Origin of the sequence: Streptomyces sp. NPDC014656 (assembly GCF_043084305.1) — a bacterium.
In the GTDB taxonomy this organism is placed as follows: domain Bacteria; phylum Actinomycetota; class Actinomycetes; order Streptomycetales; family Streptomycetaceae; genus Streptomyces.
In genome coordinates this window covers 1-23,791 of record NZ_JBIBZN010000010.1, presented here as the reverse complement: position 1 = coordinate 23,791, position 23,791 = coordinate 1, and the positions used below count along the sequence as shown (strand labels likewise).

Genomic DNA, 23,791 nt, shown 5'->3' with positions numbered 1-23,791 from the left:
GGGGGGAGAACGCGTCGTGCGACAGCACCACCAGGAGCCGGCACCGGTGAGCGAGGGGACCGTGCCGGCGCAGCCCGCCGCCCCCGACCGGGAGGGCGGCGGCCCCGCGGACCCGGCCGGCGCGCGCCCGCGCCGCACCGCCGCCCCCACCTGGCTGCCCCCGGCCCTGCTGGTGCTCGGCCTCGGCCTGTGGGGGCTCTCGCTGCCGCTGGTCGACTTCCGCTCCATGGACGACTACGGGCTCCTCGACCGGCTGCCCGTCCCCTTCTACGCCTCCCTCGCCGTCCTCACCGCGGGCTTCCTGGTGGCACTGCGCCGCGCCGGGACCTCGCCGGGCTGGCCGCTCGTCTACTGCGTCGGGCTGCTCGTCGCCCTCAAGGCGGCGCCCGCCGTGCTCTACGACTCGGTGCGCTACCCGTGGGCGTCCAAGCACGACGCCGTCGTCAACACCCTCCTCGGCGCCGGCGAACTCCGCCCGCACGCCGCCCTGTCCGGGAACATGTCGGCCTACGACCAGTGGCCCGGCTTCTTCACCCTCAACGCCGCGCTCGTCCGCGCCTTCGGCGTCGAGTCCACGGCCGTCTACCTCAACTGGGCGCCCATCGTCCTCGGCCTGATCCTCCTCCCGGTCCTCGTGCTGCTCTACCGCACCTTCACCGAGGACTGGCGGCTGGTGTGGACCGCCGTCTGGATCTTCCAGCTCGCCAACTGGGTCGGCCAGGACTACCTGGCCCCGCAGGGCCTCGCCTACGTCCTCCACCTGACCGTGCTCGCCGTCGTCCTGCGCCACTTCGTCCGGCCCGGCACCGCCGGCCGGCTGCGCGACCGGGCCGCGCTCGACCCGGCCGCCGCGGCCGTGCCGCCGGCCACGAGCACCCGGCAGCGGGCCGTCGGCGTCCTCGTCCTGGCCCCGCTGATCCTGGCGGTCAACGCGGTCCACCAGCTCACCCCGGTGATGCTCTGCGTCGTCCTGGCGGCCCTCTGCCTCACCCGCCGCTACCGCAACCTCGGCCTGCTCGCCGCCTCCGGCCTGATCATGCTGGCCTGGGACCTCACCATGGGCCGCCCGCTCTTCATGGAGACCCTCGGCACCCTCAAGGACTCCCTGGGCCGGCTCACCCAGAACTCCCGCGCCGGATACACCGGACAGCTCACCGGACCCGGACCCGAACTGGCCGGCAAGGCGGGCATCGCCATGGCCCTCGCCGTCGTCCTCTTCGCCGGGGTCGCCGTCCTCGCCCGCCGCCGGCTCACCCGGAGCGCCCTGCCGCTGCTGCTCGCCTCGGCCGCCCCCCTCCCGCTCTTCGCCGTCAACGACTACGGCGGCGAGATGCTCTTCCGCGTCTACCTCTTCGGACTGCCCGGCGCCGCGTTCTTCGCCGCCGCCGCGCTCGTGCCCGCCGCCGCCGGCGCCCGCCGCAGCCGGGGCGCCGTCGTCCGCCGCCGCGTCACCGCCGTCGCCCTGCCCGCCGTCCTGCTCGCCCTCACCGCCGGCTTCCTGCCCGCCTACTACGGCAAGGACGCCATGTACTACACCCCGCCCGCCGAGTCCGCGCTCGTCACCCGCGCCATCGACCGGATGCCGGCCGGCGGGCTGCTCCTCGCCACCTCCGGCTCCTTCCCGGAGGCCCTGCACCGCTACGACGAGGTCGAGCACTGGTGGTTCTGCGAGCAGGAGATCCCCGAGAACGAACGGATGCTCGCCGATCCCGCGCGCTACCTCGCCGACCGCATCCCCCGCGGGGTGACCGCCCACGTCGTCCTCACCCGCACCCAGGACGTCTACACCGCCGGCGAGGGCCTGCTGCCGCCCGGCGGCTTCGCGCTCCTGCGCGAGCGGCTCACGGCCTCCCCGCTCTTCGAGACCGTCGAGGAGTCCCCCTACGGGATCGTCCTCGCCTACACCCCGTCGCCCACCACCGCAGGCGGTGCCTCGTGACCACGCCCCGCACCACGCCCCCCGAGCCGGCCCCGGCCGCGCCCCGGGCCGCCCGCCCGTTCCGGACCGTCCGCCCGAACCGGGCCGGAGCGGCCGTCGCCGCCTCCGGCTGGCTCGCCCTCGCCGCGACCCTGCTGCCCGACGGCTCCGTCCTCCGCTGGCCGCCCGTCCTCCTCTTCGTCTGCCTCGGCCCCGGCCTCGCCCTGCTCCACCCGCAGCCGCGCGGACTGCGCCCCGGCGCCCGGCTGGAGTCCTTCGCGCTCGCCGCCCCGCTCAGCCTCGCGCTCGCCGCGCTCACCGCCACGCTCCTCTTCCTGATCGGAGGATTCTCCGTGCCCGCCTTCCTCCTCCCGCTCGCCGTGTTCACCACGGTCGCCGCGCTGCTCCCCGGCCTCCCGCTGCCCGCCGCCGCCAGAGGCGCCGTCGAGCCCGAGGGCGCCGAGTCCTTCCTGTCCCGTGAACGAGGGCCCGGTGGCGGCCGGTGACCGCGCGGCACGCCCGGGGCACGGCCGCCGGCCGGCTCGCGGTGGCCCTCGCCGCCGTCGGCGCGCTGACCGCGGGGATAGGGGTGTGGGCCACCGTCGCCGAGGGCGGCGACCGCTGCACCCCCGACGCCCGCCTCGTCGCCCCCTGCGGGGCCTGGTGGGGCGCGTACATCCCCTACGACCGGGACGGCTCGCTCACCCGGCCGGTGCACGCCTTCGAGCGGAAGACCGGCCGCAGGCTCGACCTCGTGTACACGTACCACGACATGTCGGGCAACGCGCTCGACGGGACCCTCCTCACCGAGGAGGAGCGCGAACTCGGCCGCGACCGGCTGCTGATGCTCGCCTGGGAGTCCACCGTGTGGAAGGAACCCCACCACGCCGGCTGGACCGAGACCCAGCTCGGCTGGCGGAACATCGCCTCCGGACGGTACGACGCCGAGATCATCGACCCGCAGATCCGCCGCGTGAAGGCCTACGGCAAGAAGGTCTTCCTCTCCTTCGACCAGGAGGTCGACGCCCGGATCAAGGAGGGCGCCGGCACCCCCGCCGAGTACGTCGCCGCCTACCGGCACCTCCACGACCGCTTCCGGAGGCTCGGCGCCGACAACGTCGTCTGGGTGTGGACCGTCTCCGGCTACCTCGGCATGGCCGAGGAGATGAAGCGGCTCTACCCCGGCGACCGGTACGTCGACTGGATCGGCATGGACCAGTACAACTACTACCGCTGCCACGGCACCGACACCTGGCGGGACTTCGACGCCAGCCAGCGCCCCACCTACGACTGGCTCCGCGAGAACGTCTCCGACCGCAAGCCGATCATGCTCGCCGAGTTCGCCACCGCCCCCGACCCGGAGAACCCCGAGCGCCAGCGCGACTGGTACGCGAGGATCCCCGAGGTCGCCCCGACCCTCCCGGAGGCCAAGGCGTACGTCCACTGGAACCGGCCCGTGCCGGGCCCCGGCTGCGACCTCACCGTCGACTCCGGCGCGGGCCTCGACGGCTACCGCACCGCCGGCCGGGCCCCCTACTTCAACCAGCCGCTGCCGAAGGACTAGGCACGCAGCCCCCGGATCGCGTACGCGGCCATCGTGACGCCGGACAGGCCCAGGAGGAGGGGCAGCGGGGCGGCGGCGAAGGACTGCTGGGCCGCCCAGCCGGCCCAGACCAGCACCCACACCGCCCCGGCGGTGATCCGGCCGCCGGCCCCCAGGATCCGCAGCAGCGCCGCCGCCACCAGCAGGCACAGGGCCTGCGCCACGATCGGGGCCGCCCACAGCGCCGGTCCCGTGCCCAGGAGTTCGGTGCCGGGGCCGACGGCGGACGGCGGGAGCAGGCCCAGGAGCGGCGGGGCGGTGTGCAGGGCGAGGAAGGTGGCGAGGAGCACGGCCGCCGCGTAGCCGCCGCGGAAGGCGCGCGGGGCGACCGCCACGCCCTGGAGGGCGACGAGGACGAGGGCGGCCAGCAGGGTCGGCACCGGCAGGGCGGTGAGCAGCTCCGTGCCGGAGAGGCGGGCCGTGGCGAGCGGCGCGGCGACGGCGAGCGGCAGCCAGAAGGCCGCGGCCGCCGCGGCGAGCAGGGCCCACAGGACCGGCCCCGACCGGTCGCGGGCGGGAGGCGGCGGCGGGGCGGGGCGCACCGGGGCGGGGGCGGGCCCGGCCGGGCGCGGCCGGGGGACGTACACCGGGATGCCGTACGCCGGGGTCACCGTGTCCTGCGCCGCCGTGCCGCGCAGATAGGCGGACTGGCGCGCCCACTGCGTGCCGTACCCGTCGTCGTCGTTGTCGGCGGTGGGCGCCGGGGGCCGCGCGGCGGTCGGCTCGGGCCCGCCGCTCGCCCGGCCCCTGAGGACCGCCCGCAGGCCGGGCACGCACACCAGGCCCATCACGGTCATGCCGCCGAGGACGGCCATCCCGGCGCCGCTGATGCCGAAGGGGCCGAGGAGGAAGGCCGCGCTCCCGAGGACGAGGACGCACATGCCGGCCTGGACGGCGGCGAGCATCCCGGTGCGGCCCTGGACGCGCAGCACCCCGATGTACAGCTCGACGGCGACCCGGGGCAGCGCCCCGGCGGCGAGCAGCCGCAGCACCGTGGAGCCGTTGTCGGTGTAGCCCCGGCCGAAGGGGGCGAGGATCAGTGGCGCGAAGAGGACGAGGACGAGGACGACGGGGACGAGCAGCAGCACCATCCGGCGCAGCGCGCCGCGGACGCCCTCGGCGAGGGACTCGGGGCTGTGGGAGGCGTGCGCGGTGAGCGAGGAGGCCATGTTGATGGCCATGAACTCCATGGTGCCGCCGACGGTGTACGCCGTGTAGAAGAAGGCGTTGTACGCGGCGTCGAAGCGGACGGCGACCATGACCGGCAGCAGGCTGATCATGAGCAGGCTGAAGAAGGCGCCGAAGGCGTCGCCGGCGACGAAGCGCCCGATCTCGCGGTACGTGGGCGGCTCGCGGTCCTCGTCGGCGCGGGCCTGCTCGGGGATGAGGCGGCGGAAGACCAGCCAGGCCAGCGGGACCGTGGAGAGCGCGATGGCCGCCGCCCAGGAGACGAAGACGCCGAGGACGGGCAGGGCGGCGGCGAGGACGACGAGCAGCGCCAGCTTGCCGACGGAGAAGACGGCGTTGCCGACCGGCACCCAGAAGGCCTTGCGCAGGCCGGTGAGGACGCCGTCCTGGAGGGTGAGGAGCGCCCAGCCGACGGAGGACAGGGTGAAGAAGATCCCGGCGGAGAGGGTGCCGAGGGGGGCGTACGAGGGTCCCCACCAGTCCAGGGTGAGCAGGAAGATCCCGGAGGCGGCGGCCACCACGACCGTGCTGAGGAGGTAGAGGCGGACCACGAGCGGTCCGGTGGCGCGGCCGGCCCGGGGGACGTAGCGGACGATCGCGCCGGAGAGGGTGGTGGCCGTGATGGAGGCGAGCATCCGCTGGGCGGCGATGGCGGCGGAGCCCTGGCCGACGGCCTCCTCCGTGTAGTAGCGGGCGGCGACCAGCCAGAAGCCGAGGCCGAGGGCGGCGGAGACGCCGGTGGAGAGCATCAGGGCGTAGGCGTTGCGGAAGAGCGAGTCCTCGCCGGAGTCCTCGCCGGGCCGGCCGCCGCCCTTCGCCTCGGAGGCCCCGGTGCCGGGGGCCGGCGGGGCGTCCGGGTCGGTGCCGCGCGCCCGTACGGTCTCGGTCACCGGGCGCCGCCGAGGGCGGGGGAGGGCACGGCGGGCCGGGCGCCGCAGGCGCGCAGCGCGGCGAGGACCTCGTCGGCGCGGCGCGGGTCGGCGGGCAGGGCGTGCCGGGCGAACCAGGCGGCGGGCCCGGGCGCGGGGGAGGGGTCGGTGAAGCGCTCGCCCGCGTAGGCGTCGAGCGGCGGGTCGTAGAGGTAGCCGACGGTGACGCGGCGGCGGGCGAGCGCGGCGACGGCGGCGTCCCGGTCCTCGACGAGGAGCGGCACCCGGAACAGCGGCGGGACCCGGCCGTCGGCCGGGAGGCCCTGGGCGGAGTACTCGCTGGCGAGGAGGCGGGCGGTGCCGGCGCGGTGGGCGTCGAGGACGGTGTCGAGGGCGGCGAGCTTCCGGCGGGTGCGGCCGAGCCGGCCGGTGCCGGGGCGGAGCCGGTAGTCGTGCATGTCGACCCGGACCCAGGAGTGGAAGGGGTCGAGCGAGGGGGCCGCGCCGAGGGCCCGGTCGAGTTCGTCGGGGCGCAGCGGCATCCGGATGGCGGGCCGTTCGTGGAGTCCGAGGGCGCGCAGGGCGGCGTGCGCGGGCCGGGCGAGGCGCAGGGCGCGGGCGGCCGCCTCGGCGTACGGGCGGGCCAGGTAGGCGAGTTCACCGGTGGCCCGGGAGGGGTGGAGCAGCGCGTCCCGCTCGGCGGCGAGTCCCTCGCGCAGGGCCGGGTCGGCGAGGGCGAGGAAGCCGCCGGTCTTGGCGCCGGTGTGCTTGGAGAGGCTGAAGACGGCGGCGTCGCCCCAGGCGCCGACCGGGCGGCCGCCGACGGTGGAGCCGATGGCGTGGGCGGCGTCTTCCAGGAGCGGGATGCCGAGCCGGTCGCAGCGCTCGCGCAGGGCGGGTGCCGGGTCGGGGTTGCCGTAGAGATTGGTGGTGAGGACGGCGGAGAGGCCCGACCACACGGAGCCGGGGACGGCCGCCGGGTCGATCGAGCCGTCGCGCGGGTCGAGCGGCGCCTGGACGGGCCGGAGGCCGGCGGCGAGCACCACGAAGAAGATGACGTCGTCGTTGACCGGGGACATGAGGACCCGGCCGCCGGGCGGGCACCAGTGGCGGAGCGCGAGGTAGAGGCCGAAGCGGCAGGACGGCACGTAGAGGCACTCCCGGCCCCCCAGCCGCGCGCGCATGCCTTCCTCCAGGTCCGCGTACGCAGAAACCATGACAGATTCCCCCCAAGTCCCCGGGCTCAATGTCGCCCATTCCGGACGGCCCGTCAACAAGCCCCCGCCCGGCGCCCCTCCGTGGTCGCGCGGAAGGGCCCGTCCGGGTCGAAGACCGTGAACGGGCCCTTTCCGTCGCCATCTTGGCGGTTCGCGGGGGCCGGTGGAGGTCATTCCACCGGATCGCCGCGGGCGGGGGCGGCCGGCCGGGGCGGGGCCCGGCGCGGGGGTCATTCCTCCAGGGTGAGTCCGCGGCGCAGCCGGGCGAGGGTGCGGGAGAGCAGCCGGGACACGTGCATCTGGGAGATGCCGAGTTCGGTGCCGATCTCCGACTGGGTGAGCCCGGTGACGAAGCGGAGGGAGAGGATGAGCCGTTCGCGTTCGGGCAGCGAGGCGATCATCGGCTTGAGGGAGGCGATGTACTCGATGCCGGTCAGGCCGTGGTCCTCGTAGCCGAGCCGGTCGGCGAGGGCGCTCTCGTTCTGCCCGTGGTCGTCGTCCTCGGTCTGGGCGTCGAGCGACGCGGCCGTGTAGGCGTTGCTGGCGGCCATGCCCTCGACGACCTCGTCCTCGCGCAGGCCGAGTTCGGCGGCGAGTTCGGCGACGGTGGGCGCCCGGTCGAGGCGCTGGGACAGGGCGTCGCCGGCCCGGGCCAGGTCGAGCCGGAGCTCCTGGAGGCGCCGGGGGACGTGCACGGACCAGGACGTGTCGCGGAAGAAGCGCTTGATCTCGCCGATGATGGTCGGCATCGCGAAGGTGGGGAACTCGACCCCGCGGGCGAGTTCGAAGCGGTCGATGGCCTTGATGAGGCCGATCGTGCCGACCTGGACGATGTCCTCCATGGGTTCGCTGCGGGTCCCGAAGCGGGAGGCGGCGAAGCGGACCAGGGCCAGGTTGAGCTCGACGAGGGTGTTGCGGACGTACGCGTACTCGTGGGTGCCCTCCTCCAGCTCGGCGAGCCGGGCGAAGAGGTCCTTGGAGAGCGCGCGGGCGTCGGCGGGGGCGACCTTGTCGAGCGGGCCGTCGAGCGCCGCGGGGAGCGCGGGTGTGGGGTCGGTGGGACGGGGAAGGGCTGGTGTCGACGGCGCGGTGGGGGTGCGCGGGGCGTCGAGCCGGGGTGACATGAGTCTCCTCCTGGGTCGGGTGTCCGGGTGCGTGTGCGGCGCCTCCAAAGCCGGCTGGATCGGGTGTTCCCTACTAGCCCTACCTGCTCGGCGGCGATCGTTGCAAGTGGCAATAATCCGTTATGGGTGGTTTTATGGTGGGCTCGTGTGCGCCGAACGGGGCCCCGCTAGTAGGGTTCGGCGGAGTCGAACGAGGAGGGGGCCACGCCATGGACCGCCAGCACATCGGCAGCGCGCAGCCCGCGCGCCTGCGGGTCGAGGCCACGACCGTGGACGGCGGCGCCGAACTCCTCGTGCCGGTGGGTGAGCTCGATCACCACACCGCCGAACTCCTGCGCGTCCCGCTCGACGCGGCCCTCGACGCCGGCCGCGTCCTGCTCGTCGTCGACTGCGCGGGGCTCGGCTTCTGCGACTCGACCGGCCTCAACGTGCTCCTCGGCGCCCGGCTGCGCGCCGAGGCCGCCGGCGGCGCCGTCCACCTGGTGGCCATGCGGCCCGCCGTGGCCCGGGTCTTCCGGATCACCGGAGCGGAGGCCGTCTTCACCGTGCACGACACCCTCGCCACCGCCCTGCCCGGCTCCGGCTGACCCCCGCCGCTGCGCGCCCCCCTTCTCGTCCCTGCCCCTGCTGTCTCGTCGACCGGTGAGGTGAAGTGCTGATGGACCAGGCTTCCGACGTCCGTACCCTCGCGCTCGGCGAGACCAGCGGGACCGTCCCGCTCGCCCGCGACTTCACCCGCACCGCGCTGACCGAGTGGGGCTGGCTGCCCGCCGTCGGAGCCGACCGCAGGGCCGCCGCCGAGGACGTCCTGCTCGTCGTCTCCGAACTCGTCACCAACGCCTGCCTGCACGCCGAGGGGCCCGAGCGGCTCCGGGTGCTCCGGCTCGCCGAGACCATCCGCCTGGAGGTCACCGACCGGGGCGCCGGCCAGCCCGCGCCCCGCACCCCGCACCGGGCCGGACGCCCCGGCGGACACGGCATGTTCATCGTGCAGCGGCTCTGCCTCGACTGGGGCGTCCAGCGCGTGCCGGGAGCCCCCGGAAAGACCGTCTGGGCCGAACTCGCCGCTCCCGCCTGACGGTTGACGCACCCCGCCTCCCGCCTCCTGTGTCCCGCCTGACGCCTGACGCCTGACGCCTGACGCCTGACGCCTGACGCCTGACGCCTGACGCCTGACGCCTGACCGCTCCCGGTCCCGCCCGGCCGGCCGCTCCCGGTCCCGCGCCCGGCCGGCCGCTCCCGGTCCCGCCCGGCCTCCCTCCCGCCGCGGCCGCCGCGACCGCCGCAGGACTTTCACCGTCGCCCTTCTTCCTTCTGTACGGCCCCGGGCGTACCTTGACGCCCAATCTGATGGCGCGTCAGGAAAATGCGGTGAGGGGTCACGGGTGGACAGGAAGCCGAACCGGAGGAGGGCGGCCGCCGTGCTCACGGCCGCCGTCGCGGTCTGGGCCCCGGCCGGGCTGGCCGCCGCGCCCGCCGCCCACGCCGAGGTCGTCGACGTCAGGTACGAGTGCGCCACGAAGATCGGCGACCGCGGCGCCGTCTCGCCCGTGGACATCACGGCCGAGAAGAAGGGCGACGCCTACGCGATCACCATGACCTTCGACAAGGGCGTCTCCGACAGCCCCGTCGAGCTCCCCAAGGGCGTCATGACCCCCCGCGCCGACCTCGTCCTCGGCGGCGACGCCCGGGGCACCGTCCAGGTCAAGGGCGCCCCCAACTCCGCCGCCGTCCCCGCCTTCACCCCCATCCGCATCGGCACCCTCACCGGCACCTACACGCCGGAGCGGAACGGCACGGTCACCTTCACCGCCGGGGTGCTCACCGTCCACGCCCTCGGCATGGACGCCGCCGTCTGCGAGCCCGCCGGCAAGCCCGACCCCTCCCTCACCCTCACCGTCACCGGCCTCCCGGAGGGCGAGCCCGCGGAGGATTCCGCCGAGGAACCCGCCGAGGACGAGGCCCTGCCCGGCGGCGAACTCCCCAGGACCGGCGGCCTCCCCACCACCACCGCCCTCGGCACCCTCGGCGGCACCGTCCTCCTCGGCGGCGTCGGCGGACTCCTCTGGCTCACCCGCCGGCCCCGCCCGGCCCGCCCGTGACCAGGCCCGCGTCCCCCGCCGCCCGGGCCGTCCCGCCCCGGACCCGGTACGCCCTCCTCGCCGCCGGCGCGGTCCTCTCCACCCTCGCCGCCGCGCCCCCGGCCGCCCCGCCGTGGACCGCCGCCCCCGCCGCCGGACGGCCGTACGCCTACCTCGAAGGCCCGGCCGGCAGCGTCCTGGAGGACACCCTCTCCGTCACCAACCCCGGTCCGCGTCCGCTCACCGTCACCCTCACGGGCGACGGCCCCGCCGCCGTCGCCTTCGCCGCCCGCACCGTCACCGTGCCCGCCCGCACCCGCGCCGACGTGCCCTTCGCCGTCACCGTCACCGCCGCCACCCCGCCCGGCGAGCACCGCGGCACGGTACGGGCCGCGGCCGAGGGCCGGAACGCCGCCGTCGACCTGCGGCTCAAGGTCAGCGGCCCCGCACTCGCCGCCCTCACCGTCGAGGACGCCCGCGTCGACCGGGCCACCGGCACCCTCCACTACACGCTGGTCAACCGCGGCAGCACCGTCCTCGACCGGCCCCGCCTCGCCGTCCGCGCCGAAGGGCTCCTCGGCACCCGCCTCGACCTCCCCGGCCGCGCCCTGCCGGTCACCCTCCGCCCCGGCGAGCGCGCCGCCCGCACCGAGCCCTGGCCCGACCCGCCCGCCCTCGACTCCGTCACCGTCCGGCTCACCGCCTCCGCCCCCGGAGCCGCCCCCGCCACCGCCGCCACCGGCACCGTCTTCGCCTCCGCGCCCGCCCTCGCCGCCGCCGCCGCGCCGCTCGCGGCGGCGGGCGCGGCGGCGTACCGGCTCCGGCGCCGGGCCCGTACGAAGGGAGCCCCCGCATGAGACCGGCCGCCCGTGCCCGTACGGCCCTGGCCGCGCTGCTCACGGCCCTCGCCCTCGCCCTGCTCCCCGCCGTCCCCGCGCACCCCGCCCCCGCCGCCGGCGACCCCGCCGTCGCCGTCTCGCAGAGCCAGGTGCCCAAGGGCGGCGAGATCACCGTCAGCGGCACCGGCTGGAAGGCCGGCGCGCTGCTCATGGTCCTGCTCTGCGGCCAGGCCACCCCCGGCGAGGGCGTCGTCGGCGGCACCAACAGCTGCGCCAACACCGACGGCCGGGCCGCCACCGTCGACCCGCGCGGCGCCTTCAGCGTCAAGCTGCCGGTCGCCGCCCCGCCCAGGCCCTGCCCCTGCGTCGTCCACGTCGCCGGCGTCACCGGGCAGCAGGACGTCGTCGACGCCGCCCTCACCGTCACCGGCCACCCCACGGCCCCGCTCCCCGACGCCTCCGGCGACGGACGGCTCGCCGTCCTCACCGCCGCCCGCCTCGAAGGCTCCGGCGGAGTCCTCACCTGGTTCGGGGCGCCACCGGCCCGGACCGTCGTCCTCACCGTGGGGAACCTCGGCACGGCGCCCGTGCGCGACCCGGTCTTCCTCGTCGGCACCGCCCGCGGCGTCCTCGCCCCGCGCGACGAGGAGCACCAGTGGCGCGGCACCATCAAGCCCGGCCAGAAGGCCCGGATCGAGCTGGACGTCGAGCTCTCCGCCGGCGCCCACGGCGCCCACCGGGTCTCCGTCTCCTACGGCGGCAAGGTCCTGGCCGAGCAGCCCTGGACGGTGGGCCGCCCCTGGGGCGTGGTCCTCTTCTGGGCGCTGCTCGCCGTGGTCGTGCCCGCCGCCCTCTTCCGGCTCGGCATGGTCCTCGTCGACCGGGCCGGCGGCCGGAACCGCGACTCCGTCCCCGTCCCCGTACCGGCGGACGCGGACGGCCCCGGGACGGCCGCGGCGCTGCCGTGGTTCCTCCCCGACTCCGCACCGACCGAGAACAGTCCGACGACGAAGGGACATTCGTGAGCACGCAACGGAGGACGATCGCGGCCGGGGTCGCGCTGATGCTCGGCGGCGCGGGGATCCTGCTTTCCGCCGGCCCCGCCCAGGCCGCCCAGATCTCGTTCGGGACGGAGTGCGTCCCGCCGTCGATCTCCGGCCTGCCGCCGGTCCGGGGCACCACCACGGTGCTCGTCACCGCACCCGCCACGGCCGAGGTCGGCGACACCGTCGAGGTCGTGTGGAAGACCGTGAAGCCGGCCTCCAAGAACCCCGACATGCTCGACCTGGACGCGAACACCGTCAAACCGACCGGCACCATGAAGGTCGCCGGGGCGCAGAGCGGCACGGTCGCCATGGAGGGCCCCCGGCAGAACCCGCCGATCCCCAAGAACACCGACATGGTGCTGCCCGAGATGAAGGGCACCCTGAAGCTCACCGAGGCGGGCGACGTCACCCTGACGCCCGACGCGTACACGATCAACGTGTCGAAGCCGATGTCCACCGACACCAAGTGCGCGCCGAAGGAGCAGGTCCCGGTCGGCGCCACGATCAAGGTGACCGACGGCGGGGGAGGGACGGGCGGCGGCTCGGGCTCCGGCTCGGGATCCGGTTCAGGCTCGGGCTCCGGCGGCGGATCCGGTTCGGGCAGCGGTTCCGGCGGCTCGGACAGCGGCGGCGGCTCGGACAGCGGGGGCTCCGGCGGCGGGCAGACCGACTTCCCGGGCAAGGAGGTCAAGGTGGCCTTCGCCTGTACGTCCCCCGGCCCCGACGCGATCAACTCCAAGGTCACCATCAACGCCAGGAAGAACGGCGGCGCGTACGACCTCACGGTCAAGACGGCCAAGGGCGTCATGAACAGCCCCGCGCCGCTGCCCGCGAACGCCCTCACGCCCAGCATGGACATCAAGATCGGCGGGGACGACAGCGGCACCGTCAAGGTCACCGGCGCGCCCAACCCCACCGCGCTCAAGATGAACGACCCGGTGAGCCTCACCGACATGAAGGGCACCTACCGCCCCGGCGCCACCGGCAAGGCGACGCTCTCCCCGGGCGCCCTCACCATCAGCGTCGTCCTCGCCCCGGGCGCCGACCCGATCAAGATCCCCTGCACGGTGAAGGGCGCGGTCGAGGCGTCCCTCACCCTGGACACCGCCAAGCAGTCCGGCGGCGCCTCCGGCTCCGGCGACAACGGCGGCACGGACGACGGCGGCACCGGCAAGGACGGCGGCACCGGCAACGGCGGCAGCCCCGCCGGCGGCGGCGACGGCGGCTCCGGCGAGGGCCTCGCCCAGACCGGCGCCGAGTCCGACGGCGCCCTGCGCGCCCTCGGCCTGGTCGCCGGCACGGTGATCCTCCTCGGCGGCGCCGTCTTCACCTTCACCCCGTGGCGCCGGCTGGCCCGGCGCGACCGCTAGGACGCGCGAACGGGGCGGCCCCGGCACACCGTGGGGTGTGCCGGGGCCGCCCCGGGTGTCACGTGCGTCAGTGGACGCCGCCCATGAGGGCCTGGACCTTCTTGCGGTACATGAAGACCGCGAAGCCCGCGCCGACGGCCAGCGCCGCCTGGAGCGCGATGATCCCGGTGCCGTTGAGGTCCACCCCGGCCAGCGACAGCAGGCCCGTGGTGCAGTCACCGGCGGTGACGGCGAGGAACCAGACGCCCATCATCTGGGAGGCGTACTTCTTCGGCGCCATCTTCGTGGTGACGGAGAGGCCGACGGGGGAGAGGCACAGCTCACCGATGGTCTGGATCATGTAGATCGAGACGAGCCACATCGGGGAGACCTTGGTTCCGTCACCCGCCATGCCCATCGGGACGACGAAGACGAAGAACGAGGCACCGACCAGGACCAGGCCCATCGAGAACTTCACGATGGTGTTCGGCTCCTGGTTCTTGCGGGCCAGCCACAGCCAGAGCCACGCGAAGACCGGGGCCAGCGCCATCACGAACATCGGGTTGAGCGACTGGTACCAGGTGGCCGACGGGTCGAAGCCGAAGATCGAGCCGGTCTTGTCGTCGGCGAACAGCGACAGCGTCGAGCCGCCCTGGTCGTAGATCATCCAGAAGATGGCGGCGGCCACGAAGAACCAGATGTAGCCGTTCATCTTCGACTGCTCGGAACGGTCCAGGTCCTTGTCGCGCTTGATGCGGACCAGGACGGCGACCGGGATGATCAGACCGGCGAGGGTCAGCGGCACCAGGGCCCAGTTCAGGGTGAACAGGTCCAGGCCCACGACGACGCCGTAGAAGACGGCGGCGGCGACCACCACGAGCGCGACCTTGACCAGGAGGCTCTTGCGCTCCTCGGCCGAGAGCGGGTTCGGGACCAGGCTGCTGGTGGGGCTCAGGCTCTTGGTGAAGGCCAGGAAGCAGGCGAGGCCGATGCCCATGCCCACGGCGGCGAGGGCGAAGCCGAGGTGCCAGTTGACCTTCTCGCCGACGGTGCCGACGACGAACGGCGCCACGAACGCGCCGAGGTTGATGCCCACGTAGAAGAGGGTGAAGCCACCGTCACGGCGCGGGTCGTCCGGTCCGTCGTAGAGGTGGCCGACCATCGTGGAGATGTTGGCCTTGAGCAGACCGGAACCGGCGGCGACGAGCGCCAGGCCGACGAAGAACATCGCCTGACCCGGCAGGGCCAGCGAAGCGTGACCGGCCATGATGACGAAGCCGGCGACCGTGACGGTCTTGCGGGCGCCCCAGACGCGGTCGCCGAACCAGCCGCCGGGCATGGCCATCAGGTAGACCATCGACACGTACACGGAGTAGATCGCCGTGGCCGTGGCCGCCGTCATGGCGAGACCGCCGCCCTGGCTGCCGGTGGCCGCGTCCGCGCCGCCGGAGACCAGGTACAGGACGAGGAGGGCCCTCATGCCGTAGTAGGAGAAGCGCTCCCACATCTCGGTGAAGAAGAGGGTGGCCAGGCCGCGGGGGTGGCCGAGGAACGTCTTCCCGGAACCAGAGGTTCCGTTCGAAGCCGTCGTCAGGCTGGACGCCATGTCGATCCTTGCTCTGTCGGGACGCGACGCCTCGTGAGCGTGATGCGCCCGGTGGGGGGTGGCCGGCACCGGCCGGGATGGCTCGCACCCCGCCCGGGATCCACGCCCCGCCGCGCGTCTTCGCGCCGCGGGACCCGGCCCACAGGTCGTTCACCGTCCCAAGGCTGGCAGTGCCAACCCTGCGCAGAAAAGAGGACCTTGGCCGACGAAGCTGGCCAAAGGTCCCCGTTTACCGCTACAGACGTCTCGCCACCATACGACACGACAGTGCCGGATATGGAAGGACTTGAGAGATGGATCACAGGTGGCGAAGGAACCAACGGGCACCATTCCAAGGTGATGTAGAGGTTACGCGCCCTGCTTCGGAGGCGTCACCCGGCGCCTGGTGATCCCGCCCCGGCCCGGCACCCGTGCGGACTACCATCACCCCATGACCCGTGTACTGCTCGCCGAGGACGACGCATCCATCTCGGAGCCGCTGGCCCGCGCCCTGCGGAGAGAGGGGTACGAGGTCGAGGTCCGCGAGGACGGGCCGACCGCGCTCGACACCGGACTCCAGGGCGGCGTCGACCTGGTCGTGCTCGACCTGGGCCTGCCCGGCATGGACGGCCTGGAGGTCGCCCGCCGGCTGCGCGCCGACGGCCACACGGTCCCGATCCTGGTCCTCACCGCCCGCGCGGACGAGGTCGACACCGTCGTCGGGCTCGACGCGGGCGCCGACGACTACGTCACCAAGCCCTTCCGCCTCGCCGAGCTGCTCGCCCGCGTCCGGGCCCTCCTCCGGCGCGGCGCCACCGAGCCCGCCCCCGCGCCCGCCACCCACGGCGTCCGCATCGACGTCGAGTCGCACCGCGCCTGGATGGGCGAGGAGGAGCTCCAGCTCACGGCGAAGGAGTTCGACCTCCTGCGCGTCCTCGTCCGCGACGCGGGCCGGGTCGTCACCCGCGACCAGCTCATGCGCGAGGTCTGGGACACCACCTGGTGGTCCTCCACCAAGACCCTCGACATGCACATCTCCTGGCTCCGCAAGAAGCTCGGCGACGACGCGGCCAACCCCCGCTACATCGCCACCGTCCGGGGCGTCGGCTTCCGCTTCGAGAAGAGCTAGCCCCACCGCCCCACCGCCCCACCGCCCGACCGGCGACCGGCCCTCCCGGCCCCGTACGGCCAGGCGCCCGCCCCCCGTGTGCGGGCGGGCGTCCCGCTGGGCGTCCCCCGGGACGAGGTCCTCGGGGGAGGCGCGGGCGGCCGCACGGGACGGCGCCCGTCACCGGGCCCGGGCCCCGCGCCCGAACCCGCACCCGGTCCCGCCGCACCCCCGCAGAGCCCAGGGCCCCGCACCCACGCGCCCCGCACCCGCAGGGCCCCCGTAACCCCGCCCGGGAGGGCACGTGCGCCGCCGCCTCATCACCAGCACCCTCGCCGTCGTCCTCGTCGTGATCGCCGTCTTCGGCGTCTCCCTGGTCCTGGTGGAGACCCGGACCATCACGAGCAGCGCCCAGGAGAGCGTCGACGCCGAAGCCCTCCGCATCGTCTCGATCGTCGACAGCCGCCTCATCGGCGGCGAGCCCGTCAATCCCGGCATCCTCGCGGAGCAGAGCGGCGCGAAGCGGTACGCCCTCGTCACCATCCCCGGCCGCCCGCCCATCGAGATCGGCACCCGCCCCACCGGCAGCGTCATCCGGGGCTACGCCGAGGGCGAGCGCGGCGAGACCGTGATCGTCGAGGAGTCCCGCTCCGCCGTCACCTCCGAGGTCGGCAGCACCGCCCTGATCATCGGCGCCGTCGCCGGCCTCGCCGTCCTCTCCGCCGTCCTCCTCGCCGTGCGCCAGGCGAACCGGCTCGCCTCCCCGCTCACCGACCTCGCCGAGACCGCCGAACGCCTCGGCTCCGGCGACCCCCGGCCCCGCCACAAGCGGTACGGGGTCCCCGAGCTGGACCGGGTCGCGGACGTCCTCGACGCCTCCGCCGAACGGATCGCCCGGATGCTCACCGCCGAGCGCCGGCTCGCCGCCGACGCCTCCCACCAGCTCCGCACGCCGCTGACCGCGCTCTCCATGCGGCTGGAGGAGGTCGCCCTCGCCGACGACCTGCACACGGTCAAGGAGGAGGCGACGATCGCGCTGACCCAGGTCGAGCGGCTCACCGACGTCGTCGAGCGGCTGCTCACCAACTCCCGGGACCCCCGCTCCGGCTCCGCCGTCGCCTTCGACCTCGACGAGGTCGTCAAGCAGCAGATCGAGGAGTGGCGCCCCGCCTACCGCAGCGCGGGCCGGGCCATCGTCCGCTCCGGCAAGCAGGGCATGCGGGCGATCGGCACCCCGGGAGCGGTCGCCCAGGTCCTCGCCGCGCTCATCGAGAACTCGCTCATGCACGGCGGCGGCACGGTCGCCCTCCGCACCCGCGTCACCGGCAACCAGTCCGTGATCGAGGTCACCGACGAGGGCCCCGGCGTCCCGGCCGACCTCGGCGCGCGGATCTTCGAGCGGGCGGTCAGCGGCCGCAGCTCCACCGGCATCGGCCTCGCGGTCGCCCGCGACCTCGCGGAGGCGGACGGCGGGCGCCTGGAACTGCTCCAGCAGCAGCCGCCGGTCTTCGCGCTCTTCCTGAGCAAGGAGGCCCGCAGCGTCACCGGCGAACCGGGAGAACGCCCCGTACGGTGAGGCCCCCCACGCGGGCCGGGCTTACACGCGGTCGGGCTGCCGCCGCCGCGCCTGCCGGGGCGTCGGGACCGGTTCCGCCCGCTCCAGGAAGGACTCGGCCGTCTGCACGGCCTCCTTCGCCGGCAGCGCCCGGAACACCCAGGTGCGGTAGGACCAGAAGCGGAACAGGGTCCCGAGGCCGATCCCGAAGAACTTGAAGAAGTTGCTCGCCAGCGAGCCGTTCCAGCCGAAGCCGTACGTCGCCGCGTACAGCACGCCGTTCTCGATCACGAGCCCGACGAGGCTGAACAGCAGGAAGAGGGTCATCTCCTTGGTGCGGCCCGACTTGTCGCGGTCGCGGTACGTGAAGTAACGGAACCCCACGTAGTTGAAGGCGATGGCGACGATCGTGGCGATCAGGCTGGCCCGCACGACCGGAAGCTCCGTGGTGTGCCGGACCAGGTTGAAGACGACCAGGTTGACCAGGACACCGAGGCCGCCGACCACGCCGAACTTGGCGACCTCTCGGCCGAGCAGGGCGAGTCGCATGCGCAGCGCGCCGGGTTCGCTCATGGTGGGGTCGGTCCGTCCGTCGGGTGACGTCCGGGCGACGTCAACCCACTCATGCTAACCAGCCTCCCCTGTCACCCGCCCGGGTAGCCGCGAAACCTGTGGAAAACCGGGCCGGCTCCCGTCACGCCTTGTGTCAATCCACAGCCGGAAGAGTGTTCACCGATGGTGCGGATACCCTAAGAGGGTGACGTTCCCGGTAGTAGGCATGGTCGGCGGCGGTCAGCTCGCCCGTATGACCCACGAGGCGGGCATCCCCCTCGGCATCAAGTTCAAGCTCCTCAGTGACACCCCGCAGGACTCGGCGGCGCAGGTGGCCGGCGAGGTCGTCATCGGCGACTACCGCGACCTGGACACGCTTCGCGCGTTCGCCCGCGGCTGCGACGTGATCACCTTCGATCACGAGCACGTCCCCACCGAGCACCTGCGCGCCCTGGAGGCCGACGGCATCCCCGTCCGCCCCGGGCCCGACGCCCTGGTGCACGCCCAGGACAAGGGGGTGATGCGGGCGAGGCTCGACGAGATCGGCGCGCCCAGCCCCCGCCACCGCCTCGTGGCCGACCCGGCCGACGCGGTCGCCTTCGCGGAGGAGGGCGACGGCTTCCCGATCATCCTGAAGACCGTGCGCGGCGGCTACGACGGCAAGGGCGTCTGGTTCGTCCGCACCGCCGAGGACGCCCGCGACCCCTTCCTCGCCGGCGTGCCCGTCCTCGCCGAGGAGAAGGTCGACTTCGTCCGCGAGCTCGCGGCGAACATCGTCCGCTCCCCGCACGGGCAGGCCGTCGCCTACCCGGTGGTCGAGTCCCGCCAGGTCGACGGCGTCTGCGACACCGTGATCGCGCCCGCCCCCGGCCTCGACGAGGAGCTGGCCGGACAGGCCCAGGAGCTGGCCCTGCGGATCGCCAAGGAGCTCGGCGTCGTCGGCCACCTCGCGGTGGAGCTCTTCCAGACCGCCGACGGCCGGATCCTCGTCAACGAACTGGCGATGCGCCCGCACAACTCCGGCCACTGGACCCAGGACGGGGCGATCACCAGCCAGTTCGCCAACCACGTCCGCGCCGTCCTCGACCTGCCGCTCGGCGACCCCCGCCCGCGCGCCCCGTGGACCGTGATGTGCAACGTCCTCGGCGGCGACTACCCGGACATGTACCAGGGCTACCTGCACTGCATGGCCCGGGACCCGCAGCTCAAGATCCACATGTACGGCAAGGACGTGAAGCCGGGGCGTAAGGTCGGCCACGTCAACACCTATGGCGACGACCTGGACGAGGTGCTGGAGCGCGCCCGCCACGCCGCCGACTACCTGCGAGGGACGATCGTTGAGTAACCAGGCGAGCAACCCGCTCATCGGCATCGCCATGGGGTCCGACTCCGACTGGACCGTCATGGAGGCCGCCGCCCAGGCGCTGGACGAGTTCGAGATCCCCTACGAGGTGAACGTCCTCTCCGCGCACCGGATGCCGCGCGAGATGATCGCGTACGGCGAGGAGGCCGCCGGCCGCGGCCTCAGGGCGATCGTCGCGGGCGCCGGCGGCGCCGCCCACCTCCCGGGCATGCTCGCCTCCGTCACCCCCCTGCCGGTCATCGGCGTCCCCGTGCCGCTGAAGTACCTCGACGGCATGGACTCGCTGCTCTCGATCGTCCAGATGCCCGCCGGCATCCCGGTCGCCACGGTCTCCGTCGCCGGCGCCCGGAACGCGGGCCTGCTCGCCGCCCGGATCATCGCCGCCGCCGACCCGGAGCTCCAGGCCCGGATGGAGGCGTTCCTCCAGGACCTCAACGCCCAGGCCACCGAGAAGGGCAAGCGCCTGCGCGCCAAGGTCGAGGGCACGGACTCCTTCGGGTTCGCCCGGTGAGCGCGGCCGAGCGGCTCGCCGAGGCCCGCGCCCTCCTCGCGGAGGCCCCCGTCGCCGACGGGCACAACGACCTCCCGTGGGCCCTGCGCCAGCAGTGCGGCTACGACCTCGACAAGCTCGACATCGCGGGCGACCGCTCGGCCTCCCTCCACACCGACCTCGCCCGGCTCCGCGCCGGCGGGGTCGGTGCCCAGTTCTGGTCCGTCTACGTCCCGGGCGCGCTCACCGGCGACCACGCCGTCAGCGCCACCCTGGAGCAGATCGACGCCGTCGACCGGCTGGTCGAGCGGTACGCGGCCGACCTCGCGCCCGCCCGGACCGCCGACGACGTCGACAAGGCCCGCGAGGAGGGCCGGATCGCCTCCCTCAAGGGAGCCGAGGGCGGCCACTCCATCGACAACTCGCTGGCCACCCTGCGCGCCTTCCACACCCTCGGCGTGCGGTACATGACCCTCACGCACAACGAGAACAACGACTGGGCGGACTCCGCCACCGACGAGCCCCGGCACGGCGGCCTCACCGCCTTCGGCCGCGCCGTCGTCCGCGAGATGAACCGCTGCGGCATGCTCGTCGACCTCTCGCACGTGGCCGCGACGACCATGCGCGACGCCCTCGACGAGAGCACCGCGCCGGTGATCTTCTCGCACTCCTCCGCCCGCGCGGTCTGCGACCACCCGCGCAACGTCCCGGACGACGTCCTGGAGCGGCTCTCCGCCAACGGCGGCGTGGCGATGGCGACCTTCGTCCCGAAGTTCATCCTCCCCGCGGCCGTCGAGTGGACCCTGCGCGCCGACGAGAACCTCCGCGCCCACGGCCTCCACCACCTCGACACCACCCCGAGGGCGAAGGAGCTCCACGCCGCCTTCGAGGCCGGGGACCCCCGCCCGGTCGCCACCGCCGCCACCGTCGCCGACCACCTCGACCACATGCGCGAGGCCGCCGGCGTCGACCACATCGGCATCGGCGGGGACTACGACGGCACCGCCTTCACCCCCGCGGGCCTCGACGACGTCTCCGGCTACCCCCGCCTGATCGCCGAACTCCTCGACCGCGGCTGGTCCCGGACCGACCTCACCAAGCTGACCTGGTCGAACGCGCTCCGCGCGCTGCGCGACGCGGAGTCCGTCGCCCGCGACCTGACCGCCCGCACCCCCGCCTCCCACGCGACGATCGCGCAGCTCGACGGCGTCTGACCGCCCTCACCCGTACGGCGCAGTCCGGCGGGCCCCGGAAGGGCCCCTCCGGCACGGTGGACGGTACTGCCCCGCCCCCTTCGGCGGGGCAGTACTGCCTCACCGAGTTCGGAAGTGTGAGTAGTGCCATGGCAGATCTAGACGACCATCCCCCCTTCTCTGCCGCCTCCGGCGCCGTCGGCGCGCTGGAACCCCCGGAGCCACCGCCCCCGCCGCTCGACGAGACCGCCCGCGCCCGGGCGATCCTCGCCGCCCAGCCGGTCATCGAGGGCCACGCCGAACTCCCCGTGCTCCTCGACCCCGAGGACCTGCCGCCCGCCCGGGCCGAGGAGGCCGGCGCCCAGTTCTGGTCGCTGCGCGTGGACTCCGACGACGTCATCAGCACCCTGCGCCGCCTCGACGCCGTCCGCACGCTCGTCGCCGCCTGCCCCGAGGACCTGCGCCTGGCGCACACGACCTCGGAGATGGCCCACGCCCGCAACTGCGGCCGGGTCGCCGCCCTCCTCGGGCCGGTGAGCTGGACCTCCCTCGGCGGCTCCGCCGCCACCCTGCGGGCCTACCACGCCCTCGGCGTGCGGGCCGTGAACCTCACCCGCTTCGACCGCTTCGCCCGCGAGGCGGTCCGCGAGATGAACCGCATCGGCCTCGCCGTCGACCTCACCGGCGCCGACCAGGACACCGTCCGCGAGGTCCTCGCCGTCACCCGCGCCCCCGCCCTGCTCACCCGGGCCGCCCCGGACGCCCTGCCGGACGACGTGCTGCGGCTCCTCGGCGAGAACGGCGCGGTCTGCATGGTCCCCGTCGGCGACGACCCCGGGGCCGCCGCCGACCTCCTCGACCGGGTGCGCGACGGGGCCGGGCCCGCCTGCACGGGCCTCTCCCACCTGACGGCTCCGGCGGCCGGCTACGTACCGCTCTTCGCGGAGCTGCTGCGGCGCGGCTGGCCGGCCCGGGACCTGGTGGGCCTGGCCCACGGCAACACGACCCGCGCCCTGCGCGAGACCGAGTTCCTGTCCCGGACGAACCGGATCAGGCCCGTCGCCGCCTGAGCCGTCCCCGTGCGCCCATGGGGAAGGGGCGCACCGGATCCGTCCGGTGCGCCCCTTCCGCCGTGCGTCAGGCCCGCGGCCGGCCCATCGCCCGGTACGTCCAGCCGGCCGCCCGCCACCGCTCGCCGTCCAGGGCGTTGCGCCCGTCGAGGAGGACCGGGGAGGAGACGGCCGCGGCCAGCTCCGCGGGGTCCAGCTCGCGGAACTCGCGCCACTCCGTCAGGTGCAGGACCACGTCCGCGTCCCGGACGGCCTCCAGGGCCGAGTCCGCGTAGCCGAGGGTCGGGAAGACCTTGCGGGCGTTCTCCATGCCCTTGGGGTCGTAGACGGTCACCTGGCCGCCCTGCAGGTGGATCTGGCCCGCGACGTTGAGCGCGGGGGAGTCGCGGACGTCGTCCGAGTCCGGCTTGAAGGTGGCGCCGAGGACGGCGACCCGGCGGCCCAGGAAGGAGTCGCCGCCGAGCGCCTCGCGGGCCATCTCGACCATCTGGCCGCGGCGCCGCATGTTGATCGAGTCGATCTCGCGGAGGAAGGTCAGCGCCTGGTCGACGCCGAGCTCGCCCGCCCGGGCCATGAACGCCCGGATGTCCTTGGGCAGGCAGCCGCCGCCGAAGCCCACGCCGGCCCGCAGGAACTTGTTGCCGATCCGCTCGTCGTGGCCGATGGCCTCGGCCAGCCGGACGACGTCGCCGCCGGCCGCCTCGCAGATCTCGGCCATCGCGTTGATGAAGGAGATCTTGGTGGCGAGGAAGGAGTTCGCGGCCGTCTTGACCAGCTCGGCGGTCGGGAAGTCGGTGAGGACGAAGGGCGAGCCCTCGGCGACGGGGACCGCGTAGACCTCGCGGAGCAGCTTCTCGGCCCGCCCGCCGTCGTCGCCGCGCACGCCGACGACGATCCGGTCCGGGCGCAGGGTGTCCTGGACGGCGAAGCCCTCGCGCAGGAACTCGGGGTTCCAGGCCAGCTCCACGCCCTCCGGCAGCACGCCGGCCAGCCGCTCGGCGGAGCCGACCGGGACGGTCGACTTGCCGACGGCCAGCGAGCCCGGGCGGGCGACGGCGGCGAGCGAGGCGAAGGCGGCGTCGACGTAGCTCATGTCGCAGCCGTACTCGCCGTGCTTCTGCGGGGTGTTCACGCAGACGAAGTGGACGTCGCCGAAGGCGCCGACCTCCTCCCAGGAGGTGGTGAAGCGCAGCCGGCCGGTGGAGCCCTCGATCCCGGCGACGTGCCGGGCGAGCAGCTCCTCCAGGCCGGGCTCGTACATCGGGACGCGTCCGGAGGCCAGCAGTTCGACCTTCTCGGGCACCACGTCGAGGCCGAGCACCTCGAAGCCCATCTCCGCCATGGCCGCGGCGTGGGTGGCGCCGAGGTATCCGGTGCCGATCACGGTGATCTTCAGGGCCATGCGGGACTCCAGGGACGTCGGGCGAAACTGCCTGCCCGAGCATAGTCGGGCCCTGACAGGGGCCCCGGTCACGCCCTACCCTTTGGGTTACTTAACGGTAGTTAGCAAGCGTGGGAGTGGATGAACGTGGCGGGACCGGCTGAATTCGACCTGTACCGGACCTCCGAGGAGCACGAGATGCTCCGGGAGTCGGTGCGTGCGCTGGCGGAGGCGAAGATCGCTCCGTTCGCGGCGGCGGT

The 23,791-nt window shown here is 74.4% G+C and carries 21 protein-coding genes; 15 read left to right on the top strand and 6 right to left on the bottom strand.

What is annotated here, in order from left to right; all coding sequences use genetic code 11:
- Positions 1–16: 16 nt before the first annotated feature.
- From ACF1ED_RS22265 to ACF1ED_RS22255, 3 genes are read left to right on the top strand one after another with little or no spacing between them, the layout of a single operon-like run.
- Positions 17–1,939, top strand: a complete 1,923-nt coding sequence (locus ACF1ED_RS22265; RefSeq protein WP_391763016.1) for a hypothetical protein — start codon at positions 17–19, stop codon at positions 1,937–1,939.
- A complete protein-coding gene (locus ACF1ED_RS22260) occupies positions 1,936–2,424 on the top strand; it encodes a hypothetical protein (protein ID WP_391763014.1) in 489 nt (162 codons plus the stop codon). Before ACF1ED_RS22265 ends, ACF1ED_RS22260 begins: the two co-directional genes overlap by 4 nt.
- Entirely contained in the window at positions 2,421–3,482 is a 1,062-nt protein-coding gene (locus ACF1ED_RS22255; RefSeq protein ID WP_391763012.1) for a glycoside hydrolase family 26 protein, read from the top strand. The genes ACF1ED_RS22260 and ACF1ED_RS22255 overlap by 4 nt, the downstream gene beginning before the upstream one ends.
- Here the strand turns inward: ACF1ED_RS22255 and ACF1ED_RS22250 are convergent.
- The 3 genes from ACF1ED_RS22250 to ACF1ED_RS22240 form a co-directional block, all read right to left on the bottom strand.
- The gene (locus ACF1ED_RS22250; protein ID WP_391763010.1) at positions 3,479–5,599 is read right to left on the bottom strand and encodes a lipopolysaccharide biosynthesis protein; all 2,121 of its coding nucleotides are present in this window, start codon (positions 5,597–5,599) and stop codon (positions 3,479–3,481) included. The two genes, ACF1ED_RS22255 and ACF1ED_RS22250, sit on opposite strands and share 4 nt — an antisense overlap.
- Positions 5,596–6,795, bottom strand: a complete 1,200-nt coding sequence (locus ACF1ED_RS22245) for a DegT/DnrJ/EryC1/StrS family aminotransferase (protein WP_391763008.1) — start codon at positions 6,793–6,795, stop codon at positions 5,596–5,598. The genes ACF1ED_RS22250 and ACF1ED_RS22245 overlap by 4 nt, the downstream gene beginning before the upstream one ends.
- Before the next feature lie 230 nt (positions 6,796–7,025).
- Positions 7,026–7,919 carry an RNA polymerase sigma factor SigF gene (locus ACF1ED_RS22240; RefSeq protein ID WP_391763006.1) on the bottom strand — a complete coding sequence of 298 codons (894 nt, stop codon included), beginning with the start codon at positions 7,917–7,919 and terminating at the stop codon, positions 7,026–7,028.
- A gap of 209 nt (positions 7,920–8,128) precedes the next feature.
- Between ACF1ED_RS22240 and ACF1ED_RS22235 the strand changes: the two genes are divergently transcribed.
- The 6 genes from ACF1ED_RS22235 to ACF1ED_RS22210 all read left to right on the top strand — a co-directional run bounded on the left by ACF1ED_RS22235 (position 8,129) and on the right by ACF1ED_RS22210 (position 13,255).
- Entirely contained in the window at positions 8,129–8,506 is a 378-nt protein-coding gene (locus ACF1ED_RS22235; RefSeq protein ID WP_391763004.1) for an STAS domain-containing protein, read from the top strand.
- Between the two features lie 71 nt (positions 8,507–8,577).
- A complete protein-coding gene (locus ACF1ED_RS22230; RefSeq protein ID WP_391763002.1) occupies positions 8,578–8,997 on the top strand; it encodes an ATP-binding protein in 420 nt (139 codons plus the stop codon).
- 343 nt (positions 8,998–9,340) lie between these two features.
- Entirely contained in the window at positions 9,341–10,021 is a 681-nt protein-coding gene (locus tag ACF1ED_RS22225; protein WP_391763000.1) for a peptidase, read from the top strand.
- A complete protein-coding gene (locus ACF1ED_RS22220; protein WP_391762998.1) occupies positions 10,018–10,857 on the top strand; it encodes a hypothetical protein in 840 nt (279 codons plus the stop codon). The genes ACF1ED_RS22225 and ACF1ED_RS22220 overlap by 4 nt, the downstream gene beginning before the upstream one ends.
- On the top strand, positions 10,854–11,864 hold the full coding sequence (locus ACF1ED_RS22215) for a hypothetical protein (protein WP_391762997.1): 1,011 nt from the start codon (positions 10,854–10,856) through the stop codon (positions 11,862–11,864). Before ACF1ED_RS22220 ends, ACF1ED_RS22215 begins: the two co-directional genes overlap by 4 nt.
- 38 nt (positions 11,865–11,902) lie before the next feature.
- Complete coding sequence (locus ACF1ED_RS22210; RefSeq protein WP_391763506.1) at positions 11,903–13,255, top strand: hypothetical protein; 1,353 nt, start codon at positions 11,903–11,905, stop codon at positions 13,253–13,255.
- A 67-nt stretch (positions 13,256–13,322) separates the two neighbouring features.
- Here the strand turns inward: ACF1ED_RS22210 and ACF1ED_RS22205 are convergent, their stop codons facing one another.
- A complete protein-coding gene (locus ACF1ED_RS22205; protein ID WP_391762995.1) occupies positions 13,323–14,840 on the bottom strand; it encodes a peptide MFS transporter in 1,518 nt (505 codons plus the stop codon).
- A 430-nt stretch (positions 14,841–15,270) separates the two neighbouring features.
- On the opposite strand from ACF1ED_RS22205, the gene ACF1ED_RS22200 reads away from it, so the two are divergent.
- Positions 15,271–15,948: a response regulator transcription factor gene (locus ACF1ED_RS22200; protein ID WP_043232119.1), complete on the top strand. Its 678-nt coding sequence runs from the start codon at positions 15,271–15,273 to the stop codon at positions 15,946–15,948.
- A 283-nt stretch (positions 15,949–16,231) separates the two neighbouring features.
- A complete protein-coding gene (locus ACF1ED_RS22195) occupies positions 16,232–17,503 on the top strand; it encodes an ATP-binding protein (RefSeq protein WP_391762993.1) in 1,272 nt (423 codons plus the stop codon).
- 21 nt (positions 17,504–17,524) lie between these two features.
- On the opposite strand, the gene ACF1ED_RS22190 is transcribed toward ACF1ED_RS22195, so the two are convergent.
- Positions 17,525–18,055 carry a GtrA family protein gene (locus ACF1ED_RS22190; RefSeq protein ID WP_391762991.1) on the bottom strand — a complete coding sequence of 177 codons (531 nt, stop codon included), beginning with the start codon at positions 18,053–18,055 and terminating at the stop codon, positions 17,525–17,527.
- A 184-nt stretch (positions 18,056–18,239) separates the two neighbouring features.
- On the opposite strand from ACF1ED_RS22190, the gene ACF1ED_RS22185 reads away from it, so the two are divergent.
- The 4 genes from ACF1ED_RS22185 (at position 18,240) to ACF1ED_RS22170 (ending at position 22,150) form a co-directional block, all read left to right on the top strand.
- Positions 18,240–19,379: a 5-(carboxyamino)imidazole ribonucleotide synthase gene (locus tag ACF1ED_RS22185; RefSeq protein ID WP_391762989.1), complete on the top strand. Its 1,140-nt coding sequence runs from the start codon at positions 18,240–18,242 to the stop codon at positions 19,377–19,379.
- 31 nt (positions 19,380–19,410) lie between these two features.
- Positions 19,411–19,908, top strand: coding sequence for a 5-(carboxyamino)imidazole ribonucleotide mutase (gene purE, locus ACF1ED_RS22180; RefSeq protein ID WP_360607843.1), 498 nt, complete (start codon positions 19,411–19,413; stop codon positions 19,906–19,908).
- Positions 19,905–21,101: a dipeptidase gene (locus tag ACF1ED_RS22175; RefSeq protein ID WP_391762987.1), complete on the top strand. Its 1,197-nt coding sequence runs from the start codon at positions 19,905–19,907 to the stop codon at positions 21,099–21,101. Before purE ends, ACF1ED_RS22175 begins: the two co-directional genes overlap by 4 nt.
- Positions 21,102–21,229: 128 nt before the next feature.
- Positions 21,230–22,150 carry a membrane dipeptidase gene (locus tag ACF1ED_RS22170; RefSeq protein WP_391762985.1) on the top strand — a complete coding sequence of 307 codons (921 nt, stop codon included), beginning with the start codon at positions 21,230–21,232 and terminating at the stop codon, positions 22,148–22,150.
- Between the two features lie 67 nt (positions 22,151–22,217).
- Here the strand turns inward: ACF1ED_RS22170 and ACF1ED_RS22165 are convergent, their stop codons facing one another.
- On the bottom strand, positions 22,218–23,552 hold the full coding sequence (locus ACF1ED_RS22165) for a UDP-glucose dehydrogenase family protein (protein ID WP_391762982.1): 1,335 nt from the start codon (positions 23,550–23,552) through the stop codon (positions 22,218–22,220).
- Between the last annotated feature and the right edge of the window lie 239 nt (positions 23,553–23,791).

Coding starts and splice junctions, on each gene's coding strand:
- ACF1ED_RS22230 (WP_391763002.1), top strand. CDS start 8,578: ATGGACCAGGCTTCCGACGTCCGTACCCTCGCGCTCGGCGAGACCAGC.
- ACF1ED_RS22210 (WP_391763506.1), top strand. CDS start 11,903: ATGCTCGGCGGCGCGGGGATCCTGCTTTCCGCCGGCCCCGCCCAGGCC.
- ACF1ED_RS22170 (WP_391762985.1), top strand. CDS start 21,230: ATGGCAGATCTAGACGACCATCCCCCCTTCTCTGCCGCCTCCGGCGCC.
- ACF1ED_RS22235 (WP_391763004.1), top strand. CDS start 8,129: ATGGACCGCCAGCACATCGGCAGCGCGCAGCCCGCGCGCCTGCGGGTC.
- ACF1ED_RS22240 (WP_391763006.1), bottom strand. CDS start 7,919: ATGTCACCCCGGCTCGACGCCCCGCGCACCCCCACCGCGCCGTCGACA.
- ACF1ED_RS22205 (WP_391762995.1), bottom strand. CDS start 14,840: ATGGCGTCCAGCCTGACGACGGCTTCGAACGGAACCTCTGGTTCCGGG.
- ACF1ED_RS22190 (WP_391762991.1), bottom strand. CDS start 18,055: ATGAGCGAACCCGGCGCGCTGCGCATGCGACTCGCCCTGCTCGGCCGA.
- ACF1ED_RS22200 (WP_043232119.1), top strand. CDS start 15,271: ATGACCCGTGTACTGCTCGCCGAGGACGACGCATCCATCTCGGAGCCG.
- ACF1ED_RS22215 (WP_391762997.1), top strand. CDS start 10,854: ATGAGACCGGCCGCCCGTGCCCGTACGGCCCTGGCCGCGCTGCTCACG.
- ACF1ED_RS22245 (WP_391763008.1), bottom strand. CDS start 6,795: ATGGTTTCTGCGTACGCGGACCTGGAGGAAGGCATGCGCGCGCGGCTG.
- purE (WP_360607843.1), top strand. CDS start 19,411: ATGGGGTCCGACTCCGACTGGACCGTCATGGAGGCCGCCGCCCAGGCG.
- ACF1ED_RS22165 (WP_391762982.1), bottom strand. CDS start 23,552: ATGGCCCTGAAGATCACCGTGATCGGCACCGGATACCTCGGCGCCACC.